This window comes from Campylobacter sp. GTC17093, from assembly GCF_055397635.1.
On sequence record NZ_AP038832.1, the window covers coordinates 391,555 to 407,047 of the forward strand.

Below are 15,493 nucleotides of genomic sequence, written 5' to 3' on the forward strand. Positions count from 1 at the left end.
ATGGATTTATCTACTATACTAGGTCTAACTTTGGCAATCACAAGTATCTCTGTGGGCGATATCCTTGAGGGTGGAAATCCTATACACGTTATACATCTTTCATCATTTTTGATCGTTATCCCAACAGCTATGCTTGCTTCTGTTACAGCTACACATAAAAGATATGTAAAAGCTGCCTTTAAAGAGCTAAAAACTGTATTTAAAGGAGCTGGCGTAAATTTTGGAGATACTATTTCCATGATGGTAGAATACTCTACAATAGCTAGAAAAGATGGGATTTTGGCATTAGAATCTAAAACAGCATCTATAGAGGATCAATTTTTAAAAGATGGCATGATGATGATGATAGATGGACAGCCAATTGACGAAATAAAAGAAAATCTTGAACTACAACTAGAAGCGTTAGAAGAATATTATCATGAATGTTCACACTACTGGATAAGAGCTGGGGAAAGCTGTCCAACATTTGGTCTAGTTGGTGCGGTTATGGGTCTTATGCTTGCTCTTGGTCTTCTTTCAGACCCTGCTGCGATGGCTGCTGGTATTGCTGGTGCTTTTACAGCAACAGTTACTGGAATTATGGGAGCTTATGCATTTTTTATACCATTTGGTACAAAGATGATGTCAAATGCAAAAGATTTAATAAAACAAAGAATTATAATAATAGAAGCAATTGTTGGCATTTCAGAAGGTGCAAACCCAAGAAATTTGGAAGCAAAATTGTTTAACTACTTGCCTCAAGGCGAGCCTAGAGTTTCGCAATTTAACTAAGGATAAAAATGTCAAAAAAGAACAAACCTCAGGAGTGTCCAGCTGGTGAAAAGTGGGCTGTTCCTTATGCCGACTTCTTATCTTTACTTCTAGCTTTGTTTATTGCTCTTTGGGCAATTTCTGATTCAAGCAAAAGTAAAACAGAAGCTTTACAAACTGAGTTTATAAAAATATTTGACCAACCAAAAACTGTTGCCATGAAAGGGCAAAAGTCTGGTGGAATGGAAAATACGAATAAAGATGCAATGGTCAATAAAAAATTCTCTGCGGATTCAGATTCTGAAGTAGGTCAAGAACTTATGTCATTGCTTGATCAAAAAGAGTCTCAAGTGGCGCTTGATTTTCCTGCTTCTATCAAATTTGAGCCTAGAAGTGCTGATATAAACGATCCAAATATAATAAATTTCATAAAAATAGTTTCTCTAACCATAAAAAAACTTCCATCTCAAGTAAATATAGAAGTGCGCGGATATGCTGATGACTACAGCGATGATTTAGAAAATTTTAAATTAGCATCACAAAGAGCTTATAATGTTACAAAAGCTTTATCGCAAAATGGTATAGATTCAAAATCTTTAAATTTTTCTGCATTTTCCAGCATAAAAAATTCTCTTAAAAACAATAATTCAAAATCAGTAAAAATATATTTTAAAGTTAACAAAAACGATGTAAAAACACAAAAATCTGTTTTAGATAGCATTGGAAATGCACAAAAATAATTTTTTATAGCTTGTTTTTAAATTTTGTTCTATTACTAGAATACACAAAGCTTAACACCTCAGCAACGGCTCTATATAAATTAGCTGGTATCTCATCATTAATATCACAAACCTTATATAGCTCTCTTGCAAGAGGCGGATTTTCTATAATTGGAACTTTATTTTCAGTAGCAATTGCTCTTATCCTAAGTGCGAGATAATCAACTCCTTTTGCTAATACCACAGGTGCATTTTCCTTACTCTTATCATACCTTAATGCAACTGCGTAGTGGGTTGGGTTAGTTATAACAACATCTGCAACTGGAATATCTTGCATCATCCTGCGCTGCGCCATTTGTCTTTGTAAACTCCTAATTTTACCTTTTATTTGTGGATCACCTTCCATTTGTTTATACTCATCTTTTATCTCTTGTTTGCTCATTCTAAGTCCTTTAAAATACTGAAATCTCACAAGAAATACATCCAAAATCGATATAATCAAAAAAAGTAGCAACATAACAGAAGCTAATATTATAATCTTTTCTTTTAGCCATATTAGTTGATTAAACATTGTAAAAAGAAGAGTTTGTGGAAGCTCTTTTGTAAATGAAAGCAAAAAGTAAAACGCCACTATAAAAACCAAACTTACTTTTAAAATTATTTTTAGACTCTCTCCTATTTTTTTAAGAGAAAATAGTTTTTTCAAACCGCTTAAAGGATTTATTTTATTTAAATTAAACTCAAGTGGTTTTGTTGTAAAAATAAAACCAAACTGCATAACACTACCTATAACTCCAGCTATAGCAACACTTACTGCTATTGGCAAAATCATCATCAAGGTTCTTAGTGCTGAAGTAATAACTATTTCATAAACTAATTCTTTTGTAAATTCTACGCCAATCATGCTTTGATAATATTGATATAAAAAAATTAGTTGTTTCCCTATAAATGGTATCATTACAAGAACCAAGATAAGCGCTACAAGAAGAGTTATAAATCCAGATAAATCCTGACTTTTAGGAACATTGCCTTCTTTTCTGGCATCTTCAATCTTTTTGGATGTGGGTTCTTCTGTTTTTTCGTCATCAGCCATTTATAAACTTTTATTGAGATATAAAAATTTATTATATCAAGATATTTTTAAATTTAGTAATATTAAATTTAAATCACTTAGTTATATTAAAGAAATATTTTTATTTAAACATTATAATTTTAAATTTCTTTAATAAAAATTATTGTAAAATAAAATTTATACATAATATTTTATTAAAGGATTATAAATGAAATTCATTTCCATAGTTGCTTCAATGCTAATTGTTAGCTCTACATTTGCTGCCGATCTTGCACAAAGTGCAAAAGACGCTGGATTATTACCTCTTCCTAAAACACAAAAAGAAGTTGATAGTGCGCTTAAATCTATTGGCTTAGAACCTGGTAAATTTACAAATGAAAAAGCAGAACTTGGTAAAAAATTATATTTTGAGCCAAGACTTTCAAAAAGTGGAATTATAAGCTGTAACACCTGTCATAATCTAGGACTTGGTGGAACAGATGGCGTAAGCGCAGCAGTTGGGCATGGGTGGAAAGAAAATCCACATCATCTCAACTCTCCAACAGTTTATAACTCTGTTTTCAACACAACTCAATTTTGGGACGGTAGATCCGCAACTCTATCTGATCAAGCTAAAGGACCTATAGAAAATCCAGTAGAAATGGCAACTCCTGCCAATTTAGCAGTTGAAAAAATAGCTTCACTTCCAGAATATGTTGCTGAGTTTACCAAAATATATGGAAAAGATAGCGTTACATTTGACAATATCGCCGATGCAATAGCAATGTTTGAAAGAACACTTATAACTCCTTCAAAATATGATAAATTTTTAAGAGGTGATAAAAAAGCTCTTAGCAAGGCTGAACAAGATGGCTTAAAACTTTTTATAGACAAAGGTTGTGTAACTTGTCATAATGGCATAAATTTAGGCGGAAGTATGCAGGCATTTGATCTAGCTAAAAAATATAAATTTGCTGATCTTGGCGATTTCAAAGGAGATGCAAATGGTCTTGTAAAAACTCCAACCCTTAGAAACATTACTTTAACCGCGCCTTATTTCCATAATGGTGCAATTTGGAGCATAGAAGAAGCTATAAAAACTATGGGAAGTCTTCAACTTGGTATAGAAATAACAGATGCAGAAGCTTCTAGTATAAAAACTTTTTTTACAATCGCTAACAGGCGAGATGCCAAAAGTAACTTACCCTATGTTTCCAGCTAGCACAAACAAAACTCCAAAACCTGACTTTAAATTTTAATTTTCTAAACTATCTTGCAATATTGCAAGATAGTTTTACAATCTTTTAAGTAAATTTGAGATATACTATCAGACTGCAACCAAATTAAGCTCCATAAATCTTTTTATATAAAAAGTGCTTTTTGGTCTTACCAAATTTAAAGGATAGTTTGATGTACGCAATTATCAAACACAGCGGCAAACAGTATAAGGTTAGCGAAGGTGATTATCTAAACCTTGATAGATTTGAAGCTGAAAAAAAAGATACTATCGAAATTACAGACGTATTAGCTGTAAATAACGGTAGTTTAACGGTAGGGGCACCATTTGTTAAGGGTGCGAAAGTTGTCTTAGAGATAGTTAATTTAGGTAAAGATAAAAAAGTCATTATCTATAAAAAACGCAGAAGAAAAGACTCAAAACTAAAACGCGGATTTAGAAGACAATTCACACGCGTAAAAGTTACAAGCATACAAGCCTAAGGAGATAAAAGATGGCACACAAAAAAGGTCAGAGTTCAACTCAAAATAACCGTGATTCTATTGGTCGCCGCTTAGGTGTAAAAAAATTCGGTGGCGAATTCGTACGTGCTGGTAATATCATAATCCGCCAAAGAGGAACAGCAACTCATCCAGGTAGCAATGTTGGTATAGGCAAAGATCATACTATATTTGCGCTAATTGACGGTTTTGTTAAATTCGAAAGAAAAGATAAAGCAAGAAAAAAAGTTTCTGTTTATCCAGCTGCTTAAAACTAAATAACCTTGATAAAATTTCCTTATCAAGGTTTTCTTTTTATTATATTCATATTACTTATATTATTTTACGTAGATTATAGATTTCTAGCAAAAAGTTGCCAGAAATTTACATTTAAGCTATTTTAAAACAGCTATACCTAGCCCGACTTTATTTACTTGTCTGTTGTAATCAATCAAGCTTTCTCCATAACCATTAAAGTATTGTAAATATCCATATATTCCATTAAATAGTGGAAAATACCAAGAAAGCTCTACTGCACCACGATTATTATCGCCAAAATTTAAGTTATTTCTAAAAAGTGCCGCAAGCTTATGTCCATATAAATCGTATGCAACTTCAATATCTCCATATCCCATATAACTATTTATGTCATCATTATAATCATCTGGGCTAAAAGAATACCAAGCTCTAGGCGTTATACTAAGATCACCAAAAGTAAGCTTTGTTGAGACATATGCCCTATTCCAAGATCTAGAAGTCTCTCCGCCTTCTCCATTTGACTGATGATTTATACCAAATCTAACCCAATCAACAAATCCATAGTTACTCGACATATTTGGTATGGTCATAAAAATTTCAGGCTCGTAGTTGTTTTCTCTAAACGGAGAAGAGTTTTTTTCAATCTGCCAAAAAGATTTTTGAGAATACGCAACAGATATTGTCTCGTTCATACCAAATAAATCATAAGTAAGAGGTTTTTCTATACTGATTTGAAATTTAGACTCACCATTGTGTCTATCACCTTTATCATGAAAATCATACGCATATATAAAATAAGTTGGTTTATAAAGTCTAATGCCTAATTTATCTTCTAAAGAGCTACTAGAAATATTTTCTCTTGTTGTAGTTTTACTTTGCAAAATAGGCTCATTTTTTGTTTCATGAGTAACATCCTTTTGAAGAGTATTTTCAAAATTTATGCTCTTTTCTGCACTCATTTTGTAATACTTCATGGCATTTTGAAAATCACCACTTTGTTCAAACTCAACTGCTTTTTTATAAAATTCATCAGCTGTTTGCGAAAAAAGCATAGAAGCACAAACACATGAGAAAATGATTTTTTTCATTTATATTTTACCTTGTATTTATTTTTTGACATTATATACTATAAGATTTTAATTTTGCATTAACAAAGAAATTACGGCTATATATCATCATCTACATTGAATCTTATAAATAAACTTAGGATCTATAAAATTTGGTGGATAAGCAAGAATCGCACTAAAAGGACGAAGCTCAAATGGTTTTATATTATCTACTTTTACACTAACTTTTACAGGAGCAGAATCTTCTTTTTCATTTTTATACAAAAAACTAAAAAAGTTATTTGTTTTTGTTAGGTGCTCACTAAGATCTTGCAATTTTCCAGGACTTGAGTTCATTTGAATTGATACCACACAGCTAGAAAAATTATATTTACTTGTATTTTTAACACTACCTTTAAGCACAATAGTTTCATTTATATATACTCTTTGAGTACTAACATCTGTAATAATAGCCGTTTTTAACTTATCATCAAGCGCCAACATTACCATAATAGAGCCAATTGTAACGATCAAAAAATTAACAAGTATGAGCGAATAAAAGTTTTTTGGCTTACTTTTATTTAAATAAATCAATAAATTTAGTAAAACAAAAATCAAAATAGCACAAATTAAGACTAAAATATGCCATATAGTAAAGTAGCTCATTAAAAACACTCCGAATCTGCAATTATTTTGTAACTAGGCTTATAACCAAAGTCTTTTATCAAAAAATTTAATTTTTTAGTTTCATTTATATCTAGTGGCTCTGATATCATTTGAGATGTAGTATAAATGGGTTTAAATTGATAAATCAAATTTTGTAAAAAATTTTTTCCATCTGCTATGAAATCAATCTTTATAGAGCAGTATTTAAATTTATGAGTAGATAAATTTGTAATATTTACATCTACAAGCAGCATATCTGAGTAATTCATTTGTTTTGCCAAAACTACACTCACATCTCGTTTGCGAACAGTGTTATCAATATAATCTTTTACATAAACTATGGCAAAAATCGTAATTAAAAATGATAAAACCAGTGTCAGAAGTGATATTAATGGGGTTTTATTAAAAATAAGTATAGAAAATAAAATAAGTAAAAAAAACAAAACAACTATCCAAGCAATAGAAGCGAAATCTATCCAATACCAATGATCAAGATAAAAAACAAAAAATTCTTTTATCTGATTTAAAATTTTCATTTATCGCTTCTACTATTTTTTTCTTCTATACCACTAATCCCTTCTCTTCTTTGAAGTTCTGCATAAATTTGTTCTGGATGTATTCCATAATTTGCCAAAGCAACATAAATATGGAAGATTAGATCGGCACATTCATAAATGACATCATATTTTGGATCATCACTATGTTCTCCAAATTTTTCAAACTCAAATTTAGAGTATTTTCTAGCCGTATCTAAATCCTTGCAAGCAAAAGATAGCTCACTTGCTTCTTCACAAATTTTCTTTAAAAAATAGTTTTCGCCTTTACTAAAAAGCTTAGCCACATAAGAAGTTTTTGGATCCCCATTTAATTTTCTATCTAAAATAATATGATAAAGTTCGTCTGAAAAATTATAAGATTGTATTTTATTTTGTACTTTTTCTTGTTGCAACTTAGTATTTTTTATATCTATTCTTTTATAAAAACAACTTTTTGAACCTGTATGACAAGCAGATTCACCTACTTGTTCAACTACTAATAAAAGAGTATCATTATCACAATCTAAATACATCTCATGTATAATCTGGACATTTCCACTCTCTTCACCTTTTTTCCAAATTCTATTTTTAGAACGAGAAAAGTAGTGGGCAAATTTAGTCTCTAAGCTAATATTTAGCGCTTCTTCATTCATATAAGCAAGCATCAAAACTTCTCTATCAAGTCCTTGCACAACAACTGGTAAAAGACCGTTAATTTTTGCCCAATCTACTTTTATATTATCCATTTTTTACTTTATTTGTTTTCTATAGCACTTTGTTTTGGCTTATCTTTGGTATCAATCCAGATATTTGGTACAGCACCGCCAGGAGTTAAGAAAATTTTAGCATCACTATTTTCTCTTAGCGCTTCATTAAATTTAGCCTGAGTTTCTATCTGTTTTAACTCTAACAAGCCTCTATCTAAACTTTTTGCTATCTCTTTATTTGCATAAGCAGTTGAGTCGGCTTCAATTTTTACAGCATCTGCTCTACCTTGAGCTTCAATTTTTACAGCCTCAGCATTACCTTTTGCAAGGGCTGCTTTTTTAAGTGCCTCTTGATTTGCTCTTTCAACTTCATATTTTGTACGCTCTGCTTCTTGTTTAGCTATTTGAACGCGTTCAATTTGTTCTTTAACTTTTGGAGGCAAGATAATTTCCCTTAATTGTACAGCCAAAAGTTCAACTGGTTTGTTTGGAAGATTATCTATATAAGTTCTTATGTTTTTATCTATATCTCTTGCAATAGTTTGTCTGTTTGGTGGTAACTCTTCTGCTGTAAATTTAGCAACAACACCTCTTACAATCTCTTTTACAACTGGATCTATGATTTTATTTTCCCAGCTAAGTCCCCATGAAGCTATAGTTTGAGGAGCGTTAGTTGCATTTAGTCTATACTGAACTGTAACATCAACGCTAACTGGTAAGTTTCTTGAATCTAGCACCGAAACAGAAGCTTTCTTTATTATTCCAGAGCCTCTTACATTTATCTCGCCTGAATCTTCATTAGATGTATAGTTGATAATGCGAACTTTCGTATCAACCGATATAACCTCTTGGATAAATGGTATAAAAAAATGAAGTCCTGGTTGAAGAGGATTTGGCTCAAATTTACCAGCAGTTGAAAGAATTCCAACTTGCCCAGATTGTATTATGGTAAATGGTCTTGCTACAACAATTACTGCTACTATAACTATAAAAACATAAAGCAATCCCGAAAATTTACCAAAATCAGGCTTTTTGAAATTTAAATCAGGCTTTTTAAAACCATTTCCTCCGCCGCTATTACTACCATTGTCGTTTCTTTTTTTGTTAAAATAATCATTTAAATCAGCTGGCATATTTCTCCTTATTTTATATATGTTAAGTATTTTTCAAATTTAGGGTTATTTCCCATAACTACATCAAAATAAGCTTTTTGAAGTTTTGATGTTATCTCACCCATCTTGCCTTGACCTATAACTCTTGAGTCAATCTCAGAAATAGCTGTTACCTCAGCCGCAGTTCCTGTAAAAAATGCTTCATCTGCGATATATGCTTCATCTCTAGTTATTGGTCTTCTTACAACTTCATATCCAAGGTCTAGAGCAATTTCTATAACTGTTGCTTGAGTAATGCTTTCCAAACTTGTATTATTTAGTGGGGTTATGATTTTACGATCCCTTATGATAAAAAAGCATTCGCCGCTACCTTCAGCTATATAACCTTGCGGATCAAGAAGCAATGCTTCATCACACCCTGCTTGTTTAGCTTCAAAATTTGCCATTTGTGAGTTAAAATAATTCGCACTTGATTTTGCTCTATTCATCATGGAAAACGGAGCAGCTCTCATCCATGAACTAATTTTTACTTTTATGCCTTTTTTAAGCGCTTCTTCACCCATATAAGCACCCCATTCCCAAGCAGCAATTGCTAGATCATTATGCGCTCCTTCATTTGAAACTCCCATGGTACCGTATCCAAAAAACGCTATAGGTCTTATATAAACTGCATTTTTAAAATCATTACTTTTTAGTAAATCAACATGGGCTTTTAAAACTTCATCATAAGAGTAAGGTATCTTGATAAGACAAGATTTTGCTGAGTCAAATAGTCTTTTTGTATGCTCTTTTAGTCTAAAAATAGCAAGACCTTTTTTTGTTTGATATGCACGAACTCCTTCAAAAACTGCATTTCCATAATGTAAAGAGTGTGATAAAACATGAACTGTTGCATCTTTCCAAGGAATTAGTTTGCCATTCATCCATATATTTTTTGCTTCATTTATAATAGCCATAAAACATCCTTTCTGGAAATTATTTAAAAATCTAGTATAAATTCTATCTTAAACTTTCTTAATATAAAGTATAAAATAGTATTTTATACTAATTATTTAAACTAATTTTCGTTATAATCAAAAATTATAAAATTTATGAAGGAATCCTTTTATGAAAAGAAAAAAAATTTATAATCCCAGCTCAAACGAAACTCTAACAGATAGAAAAATTTTTAGTGGCAATCCACATGGAATTTTAAATTTTACAAAAGCAAAATACCAATGGGCGCTTAAACTATGGGATTTAATGGAAGCAAATACATGGTTTCCAAGAGAAGTTGACACGACAGACGATGTAAGAGATTATAATTTTAATCTAACTCCAGCAGAAAAAAGAATGTATGATTTAGTTTGGAGCCAACTAATATCTATGGATAGCTTCCAAACAAACAATCTAGCCGATAACATAAATCCTTATATTACAGCACCAGAAATAAATGCAATACTAGCAAGACAGGCTTATGAAGAAGCAAATCACTCTAAAAGTTACGCAGTTATGGTTGAAGCGATTTGTGATAATACAGATATGATTTATGAAATGGAAAAACACGATGAAGTTTTAAGAGAGAAAAATGACTATATCTCAAGCGTTTATGAAGAGCTTGCTGGAGATGTAACTGACGAAAAACTCCTTCTTGCAATGGTTGCAAACCAAATTTTAGAAGGAATTTACTTCTATAGTGGCTTTACATCTATTTACGCCCTTGCAAGAGCTGGAAAAATGCTAGGTTCTGCTCAAATGATACGCTTCATTCAAAGAGATGAGATAACACATTTGCTTATATTTCAAAATATGATAAACTCAGTTAGAAAAGAAAGGTCTGAACTTTTTAGCGAACAAGTAGTTTTAAAAATTTATGAAATGTTTGAAAAGGCTGGGAATCTTGAGATAAAATGGGGTAAATATATCACTCAAAACCAAATTATGGGCTTTACAGATGATATTATCACAAACTACATTCACTATCTTGTAGACCAAAGACTAACAGCTATTGGATTAAAAGCAAAATATGGTGCCGCACATCCGATAAAATGGGTTGATGATTTTTCTAAATTTAATGACCAAAGAAGCAACTTTTTTGAAAGCAAGGTTACAAACTATAGCAAGGGTAGCTTAAGTTTTGATGACTTTTAGTAAAGATTTAGCTAATGAATAGTTTAGAATACACAAAATGTGCCAAAATGGCTAGCAATATAGCAGATTTAATGACTCTTAGTCCTAGAGTTTACAAAGCTTTTTGTGAAACTCCAAGGGAAATTTTTGTACCCATAAAAGCTCACGCTTACGAATTAAATCCACATCCTATATCAGGAAATCAGTGGATAAGCTCGCCAATAACTGTTGCAAAAATGACAACAGCCTTGGAATGTGAAGATGTAGATAATATCCTAGAAATTGGCTGTGGTAGTGGTTATCAAGCTGCAATTTTGGGAAAACTTGCGCATAGAGTTTTTAGTATTGAACGCATTCAAGAATTGGCAAATACAGCCAAGATACGCTTTAAAGACCTAAATATACTAAATGTAAATATAAGATATGATGACGGTGTTGATGGATGGAAAACATACTCACCTTATGAAAGAATCATTTTTTCTTGTGCTTGTGAAGACATAAGCCCTAAAATCTTCGCACAACTTAAAGATGGAGGCATTTTAGTTGCTCCAATGAAAGAAAGCGGCAAACAATTCATTTATAAATTTAAAAAAGATTTCAGTGGCAACATATCAAAAGAAAAAATAGAGGAGTGCCTTTTTGTACCGCTTCTAAGCGGAAGAGAGTAGAAGTAGCTCAAAATTACTGTTAAATGTAATTTTGAGCTACAAAAAATCATCTTTCTTTATCTTTTAATAATTTTCTAGACAAATCAGCTTTATTATCTTTCCTTTTAAAAGTAAAATAAAAATATAAATCTCATTTAAATAATTTACTTTTTTCTACATCTAATAATTTCTCTTTATTTTCTATAATTTCATTCCTATCCAAATTTATTTGTTATTTATTTCACTTAATTTTTTCTCAATTTCTTCAAAACTAAAGCCTTCATTAGCACCTTGCCTTAAAAAATCATCCATATAGGCTTTTTTAGATATTGCAAAATCAAGCTCTTTGTCACTTCCTTTTTGATACGCACCAATCCTAAGTAAAACCTCATTTTCTTTTAAAAGCGAATAGCATCTTTTAAATTTTATAGCATTTTCTCGGTGCTCTTTGTTTACAACATCATTCATAATTCTTGAAGCTGAATTTTGGATATCAATTGGCGGATAGATACCAAAATCAGTAAGCGCCCTATTTAAAACAATATGCCCATCAAGTATAGATCTACTTTGATCAGCTATAGGATCACTCATATCATCGCCCTCAACAAGAACCGTAAAAAATGCAGTTATAGAGCCTTTGCCCTCTTCTTTTCCAGCTCTTTCCATAAGTTGTGGAAGAAGTGCTAAAACAGATGGTGGATAACCCTTACTAGTTGGTGGCTCTCCTAAAGCAAGCCCTATTTCACGCTGTGCCATAGCAAAACGTGTAACGCTATCCATGATAAAAAGCACATCCATGCCTTGATCTTTAAAATACTCTGCTACACTCATTGCAGTAAATGCGCCGTATTTTCGCATCAAAGGGCTATCATCACTAGTTGCAACTATTATAACAGTTGAGTCTAAATTTCCGCCTAGATTTTTTTCTATAAACTCAGGAACTTCGCGCCCTCTTTCGCCAATTAATGCTACAACTTTTATAGGAGCAGTTGAGTTTCTAACTATCATTCCCATGAGCGTTGATTTTCCTACACCGCTTCCTGCAAAAATTCCTAACTTTTGGCCTTTTCCGCAAGTTAAAAGACCGTCAATTGTTTTTATACCAACGCCAAATTTCTCATCTATTAACCCTCTTTTCATCGCATCAATAGGAGCTCGCATAATAGGCGCATAGTCTGTACAGTTTATCGCACCTTTTCCATCTTTTGGCTGTATTAACGGATCAACAACTCTTCCTAAAAGCTCCATTCCCACAGGTATATTCATGCCGCTTTCATTAAGATAAACCATATCTCCTATCCTAAAACCTTCAACAAAACCAAACGGCGAAACATAAGCGCGGTCTTGCTTAACTTCTGTCACCATCCCAAGGCCATCTTTTAAACTGTTTTTTGATATGATTTTTACAATATCACCAATGCTTGGCCTAAGTCCTGTTATCTCTATAGAAGTTGATGAAATCTTACTTACTACGCCAAAAATATTTGATAGTTGTGGTTTTGATTTAAGTTTTGATTTAAGAGAATTTAAGCTCAAAATCTAGGCTCCCTAGGGGAATTTATAAGAGAGAAAAACTCTTTTCTAGTATCAGGATTAGTTATAAAACTTCCACGAAGTGCCGAAGTTGTAGTAGTTGAGTTAATCTTCTCAACACCACGCATTTCTATACACATATGCCTTGCTTGAAGCACTACGCCAACACCAAGTGGCTTAATAACAGATTGTATGGCGTTTGCAATCTGCTCTGTCATTTGTTCTTGAATTTGAAGTCTACGCGCAAAAATATTTACCATGCGAGGAATTTTACTAAGTCCAACAACTTTTTTATTTGGTATATATGCAACATGGGCTTTTCCTATTATTGGTAACATATGATGTTCACAAAGGGAATAAAACTCTATGTCTCTTATAAGTACCATTTCGCTGTTGGATGTATTAAAAAGTGCATCATTTAGAACTTCAGCTGGATCTTTGTCATATCCACTAGTCATAAATTCATACGCTTTAAAAACTCTTTCTGGAGTTTTTAAAAGTCCTTCTCTATTTATATCCTCACCCATTATTTCAAGCATTGTTTTAAATGCCACTATAAATTCATCTTTTCTTGATAAATCCAAAATCTCAAACCTTCTTCTATAAATTTCTTTAAATTTTATCAAATTTTCTCTTTTTTGTGAATAAAATATGTTTTTTATTTAATTTTATACAAAAATTTGATAAACTAAATAGACAATTTTTGAAATATAAAGGAAATAAATGGAAGTTAAGGCTAAATTAACAAACAAAGCTAATGCAGAAGCTAGTGCCAAAGTTGATGCAAACCTACTTGATGAGCAAGTAGAAAACATGGCAAAAAAAGCTTCAAAAAATATGAAAATAGCAGGCTTTAGAGCAGGCAAAGTTCCCGTAAGCATTGTAAAACAAAGATATTTAACTGAACTACAAAAAGATGCTGAGCAAGAAATTTTAAGAGAAGTTTTAGAAAAAGCCCTACAAAGCAGTGGGAAAAAACAAGAAGATATGATGGGTGAGCCATTTATCACTAAATTTGATAAATCAGATAATGGAATAGATATAGAAATGGAAATTTCTTTTAGACCAGAACTAAAAGTTGGCGAAATAGATGACATAATACCTGAATACTCTACTCCAAGGGTTACAAAAAAAGAGATAGAAGCTAAAAAAGAAGAGCTTGTTAAACTTTTTGCGCCTATTGAAAAATCAAGAAAAAAGACTTTAGATAAAGGCGATTATGCTAAATTTGATTTCGAAGGTTCAGTAGATGGCGTTAAATTTGAGGGTGGAAGTGCGACAGATTATATATTGGAAATTGGCTCAAATCAATTTATACCAGGATTTGAAGATCAAATGGTTGGCATGAAAGTTGGAGAAGAAAAAGATCTAAATGTTAAATTTCCAGCTGAATATAATGCAGAGCACCTTGCAGGAAAAGACGCTGTATTTAAAGTAAAACTAAATGAGATTCAAGCCAAAAAAATTCCTGAGACATTAGATGAAGAAATGCTTAAAAAATTAATTCCAGGTGAAGAAAATCCAACTGAAGAGAAACTTGAAGAACATCTAAAAAATCAACTAAAAGATGAGAAACTATCTAAACTTATAAATACAGATTTAAAACCAAAATTAGTAGAAGCTTTGGTTGAGAAATTTAAATTTGACTTGCCAAAAAATCTAGTTGAGCAAGAAATAGACATGCGTTTTAGAAACGAATGGCAAAAATTTACTCCAGATGAAATGAAAGAATTTAGAGAAAACAAAGATGCACTTACAAAAAAACGTGAAGAATTTAGAAGTGGAGCTGAAAAAAGCGTAGCTTTAACATTTATTATAGATGAACTTGCTAAAGCTAAAGATATTACAATAAATGATCAAGAACTTTTGCAGGCTATATATTTTGAAGCTTATAGATATGGTATAGATCCTAAAAAACATCTAGAAACTTATAAAAATCAAGGCGCTTTACCTATCATAAAAATGTCAATGATTGAAGAAAAATTATTTAACTCAATTTTTTCAAAAGATGATAAGAAGTCAAAAGAAAAAGAGGAAAAATAATGAGTTATTATGTACCATATGTAGTTGAAAAAACCAGTAGAGGCGAGAGAAGCTACGACATATACTCAAGGCTTTTAAAAGACAGGATAATAATGCTGAGCGGCGAGATAAACGATGAAGTTGCAAGCTCCATCGTCGCCCAGCTTTTATTTTTAGAAGCTGAGGATCCGGATAAAGATATATATCTTTACATAAATAGTCCAGGTGGCGTTGTAACTAGTGGATTTAGCATATATGATACAATGAATTATATAAAATCTCCAGTTAGCACGATTTGTATAGGTCAAGCAGCATCAATGGGAGCATTTTTACTAAGTTGTGGTGAAAAGGGCAAAAGATATGCTCTACCAAACTCACGCATAATGATCCACCAACCACTTGGCGGAGCAAGAGGACAAGCAACTGATATAGAAATACAAGCCAAAGAGATCCTTAGGCTAAAAGAAACTATAAATGAAATTTTGGCTAAAAATACAGGTCAAAAAGTAACTAAAATTGCCAAAGATACTGACAGGGATTTTTTTATGAGTGCCAAAGAGGCTAGCGAATACGGTCTTATAGACAAAGTACTAGAAAAAAGTTTTAAATAGAGTAATAATC

17 protein-coding genes and 1 pseudogene are annotated in these 15,493 nt (G+C 31.9%); 9 read left to right on the plus strand and 9 right to left on the minus strand.

What is annotated here, in order from left to right:
- Window positions 1-771, plus strand: a complete 771-nt coding sequence (gene motA, locus ACZ5VL_RS01920) for a flagellar motor stator protein MotA (RefSeq protein ID WP_464199411.1) — start codon at window positions 1-3, stop codon at window positions 769-771.
- Between the two features lie 8 nt (window positions 772-779).
- Window positions 780-1,490, plus strand: coding sequence for a flagellar motor protein MotB (motB, locus tag ACZ5VL_RS01925; protein WP_464199413.1), 711 nt, complete (start codon window positions 780-782; stop codon window positions 1,488-1,490).
- Between the two features lie 4 nt (window positions 1,491-1,494).
- Here motB and flhB read toward each other — a convergent pair whose 3' ends face one another.
- Window positions 1,495-2,562: a flagellar biosynthesis protein FlhB gene (gene flhB / locus ACZ5VL_RS01930; RefSeq protein ID WP_464199415.1), complete on the minus strand. Its 1,068-nt coding sequence runs from the start codon at window positions 2,560-2,562 to the stop codon at window positions 1,495-1,497.
- Between the two features lie 187 nt (window positions 2,563-2,749).
- Between flhB and ACZ5VL_RS01935 the strand changes: the two are divergent.
- From ACZ5VL_RS01935 to rpmA, 3 genes and pseudogenes are all read left to right on the plus strand, one after another.
- Window positions 2,750-3,779: pseudogene (locus ACZ5VL_RS01935) on the plus strand (cytochrome-c peroxidase).
- A gap of 151 nt (window positions 3,780-3,930) precedes the next feature.
- Window positions 3,931-4,239 carry a 50S ribosomal protein L21 gene (gene rplU, locus ACZ5VL_RS01940; RefSeq protein ID WP_464199417.1) on the plus strand — a complete coding sequence of 103 codons (309 nt, stop codon included), beginning with the start codon at window positions 3,931-3,933 and terminating at the stop codon, window positions 4,237-4,239.
- A gap of 11 nt (window positions 4,240-4,250) precedes the next feature.
- Window positions 4,251-4,508 (plus strand): 50S ribosomal protein L27, encoded by a 258-nt coding sequence (gene rpmA / locus ACZ5VL_RS01945; RefSeq protein ID WP_033916885.1) that lies wholly within the window; start codon window positions 4,251-4,253, stop codon window positions 4,506-4,508.
- A 123-nt stretch (window positions 4,509-4,631) separates the two neighbouring features.
- Here rpmA and ACZ5VL_RS01950 read toward each other — a convergent pair whose 3' ends face one another.
- The 6 genes from ACZ5VL_RS01950 to ACZ5VL_RS01975 all read right to left on the minus strand — a co-directional run bounded on the left by ACZ5VL_RS01950 (window position 4,632) and on the right by ACZ5VL_RS01975 (window position 9,517).
- Window positions 4,632-5,582: a phospholipase A gene (locus ACZ5VL_RS01950; protein ID WP_464199420.1), complete on the minus strand. Its 951-nt coding sequence runs from the start codon at window positions 5,580-5,582 to the stop codon at window positions 4,632-4,634.
- Between the two features lie 87 nt (window positions 5,583-5,669).
- Complete coding sequence (locus tag ACZ5VL_RS01955) at window positions 5,670-6,206, minus strand: DUF2393 family protein (protein WP_464199422.1); 537 nt, start codon at window positions 6,204-6,206, stop codon at window positions 5,670-5,672.
- Window positions 6,206-6,742, minus strand: coding sequence for a DUF2393 family protein (locus ACZ5VL_RS01960; RefSeq protein WP_464199424.1), 537 nt, complete (start codon window positions 6,740-6,742; stop codon window positions 6,206-6,208). The genes ACZ5VL_RS01955 and ACZ5VL_RS01960 overlap by 1 nt, the downstream gene beginning before the upstream one ends.
- Window positions 6,739-7,488, minus strand: coding sequence for a bifunctional phosphoribosyl-AMP cyclohydrolase/phosphoribosyl-ATP diphosphatase HisIE (gene hisIE, locus ACZ5VL_RS01965; protein WP_464199426.1), 750 nt, complete (start codon window positions 7,486-7,488; stop codon window positions 6,739-6,741). The genes ACZ5VL_RS01960 and hisIE overlap by 4 nt, the downstream gene beginning before the upstream one ends.
- An 8-nt stretch (window positions 7,489-7,496) precedes the next feature.
- A complete protein-coding gene (locus tag ACZ5VL_RS01970; RefSeq protein ID WP_464199427.1) occupies window positions 7,497-8,582 on the minus strand; it encodes an SPFH domain-containing protein in 1,086 nt (361 codons plus the stop codon).
- Window positions 8,583-8,590: 8 nt separating this feature from the next.
- On the minus strand, window positions 8,591-9,517 hold the full coding sequence (locus ACZ5VL_RS01975) for a branched-chain amino acid transaminase (protein WP_464199428.1): 927 nt from the start codon (window positions 9,515-9,517) through the stop codon (window positions 8,591-8,593).
- Window positions 9,518-9,668: 151 nt separating this feature from the next.
- Here ACZ5VL_RS01975 and ACZ5VL_RS01980 point away from each other — a divergent pair, with 151 nt between their 5' ends.
- Together ACZ5VL_RS01980 and ACZ5VL_RS01985 are read left to right on the plus strand one after the other, a co-directional pair.
- Window positions 9,669-10,691: a ribonucleotide-diphosphate reductase subunit beta gene (locus tag ACZ5VL_RS01980; protein WP_464199429.1), complete on the plus strand. Its 1,023-nt coding sequence runs from the start codon at window positions 9,669-9,671 to the stop codon at window positions 10,689-10,691.
- Between the two features lie 14 nt (window positions 10,692-10,705).
- Window positions 10,706-11,338, plus strand: a complete 633-nt coding sequence (locus tag ACZ5VL_RS01985; protein ID WP_464199431.1) for a protein-L-isoaspartate(D-aspartate) O-methyltransferase — start codon at window positions 10,706-10,708, stop codon at window positions 11,336-11,338.
- 204 nt (window positions 11,339-11,542) lie between these two features.
- Here ACZ5VL_RS01985 and fliI read toward each other — a convergent pair whose 3' ends face one another.
- Complete coding sequence (fliI, locus tag ACZ5VL_RS01990; protein WP_464199433.1) at window positions 11,543-12,853, minus strand: flagellar protein export ATPase FliI; 1,311 nt, start codon at window positions 12,851-12,853, stop codon at window positions 11,543-11,545.
- The gene (gene folE, locus ACZ5VL_RS01995; protein WP_464200235.1) at window positions 12,850-13,389 is read right to left on the minus strand and encodes a GTP cyclohydrolase I FolE; all 540 of its coding nucleotides are present in this window, start codon (window positions 13,387-13,389) and stop codon (window positions 12,850-12,852) included. Before folE ends, fliI begins: the two co-directional genes overlap by 4 nt.
- A 184-nt stretch (window positions 13,390-13,573) precedes the next feature.
- On the opposite strand from folE, the gene tig reads away from it, so the two are divergent.
- Window positions 13,574-14,893 carry a trigger factor gene (gene tig / locus ACZ5VL_RS02000; RefSeq protein WP_464199435.1) on the plus strand — a complete coding sequence of 440 codons (1,320 nt, stop codon included), beginning with the start codon at window positions 13,574-13,576 and terminating at the stop codon, window positions 14,891-14,893.
- Window positions 14,893-15,483, plus strand: a complete 591-nt coding sequence (gene clpP / locus ACZ5VL_RS02005) for an ATP-dependent Clp endopeptidase proteolytic subunit ClpP (RefSeq protein ID WP_464199437.1) — start codon at window positions 14,893-14,895, stop codon at window positions 15,481-15,483. Before tig ends, clpP begins: the two co-directional genes overlap by 1 nt.
- Window positions 15,484-15,493 lie beyond the last annotated feature (10 nt).

Bases quoted from the DNA above. Each gene is read 5' to 3' on its own strand.
- folE (WP_464200235.1), bottom strand. From the start codon at position 13,389: ATGCTTGAAATAATGGGTGAGGATATAAATAGAGAAGGACTTTTAAAA.
- ACZ5VL_RS01975 (WP_464199428.1), bottom strand. From the start codon at position 9,517: ATGGCTATTATAAATGAAGCAAAAAATATATGGATGAATGGCAAACTA.
- flhB (WP_464199415.1), bottom strand. From the start codon at position 2,562: ATGGCTGATGACGAAAAAACAGAAGAACCCACATCCAAAAAGATTGAA.
- ACZ5VL_RS01985 (WP_464199431.1), top strand. From the start codon at position 10,706: ATGAATAGTTTAGAATACACAAAATGTGCCAAAATGGCTAGCAATATA.
- motA (WP_464199411.1), top strand. From the start codon at position 1: ATGGATTTATCTACTATACTAGGTCTAACTTTGGCAATCACAAGTATC.
- clpP (WP_464199437.1), top strand. From the start codon at position 14,893: ATGAGTTATTATGTACCATATGTAGTTGAAAAAACCAGTAGAGGCGAG.
- rpmA (WP_033916885.1), top strand. From the start codon at position 4,251: ATGGCACACAAAAAAGGTCAGAGTTCAACTCAAAATAACCGTGATTCT.
- hisIE (WP_464199426.1), bottom strand. From the start codon at position 7,488: ATGGATAATATAAAAGTAGATTGGGCAAAAATTAACGGTCTTTTACCA.
- ACZ5VL_RS01970 (WP_464199427.1), bottom strand. From the start codon at position 8,582: ATGCCAGCTGATTTAAATGATTATTTTAACAAAAAAAGAAACGACAAT.
- ACZ5VL_RS01960 (WP_464199424.1), bottom strand. From the start codon at position 6,742: ATGAAAATTTTAAATCAGATAAAAGAATTTTTTGTTTTTTATCTTGAT.
- ACZ5VL_RS01955 (WP_464199422.1), bottom strand. From the start codon at position 6,206: ATGAGCTACTTTACTATATGGCATATTTTAGTCTTAATTTGTGCTATT.
- ACZ5VL_RS01950 (WP_464199420.1), bottom strand. From the start codon at position 5,582: ATGAAAAAAATCATTTTCTCATGTGTTTGTGCTTCTATGCTTTTTTCG.
- motB (WP_464199413.1), top strand. From the start codon at position 780: ATGTCAAAAAAGAACAAACCTCAGGAGTGTCCAGCTGGTGAAAAGTGG.
- ACZ5VL_RS01980 (WP_464199429.1), top strand. From the start codon at position 9,669: ATGAAAAGAAAAAAAATTTATAATCCCAGCTCAAACGAAACTCTAACA.
- rplU (WP_464199417.1), top strand. From the start codon at position 3,931: ATGTACGCAATTATCAAACACAGCGGCAAACAGTATAAGGTTAGCGAA.
- tig (WP_464199435.1), top strand. From the start codon at position 13,574: ATGGAAGTTAAGGCTAAATTAACAAACAAAGCTAATGCAGAAGCTAGT.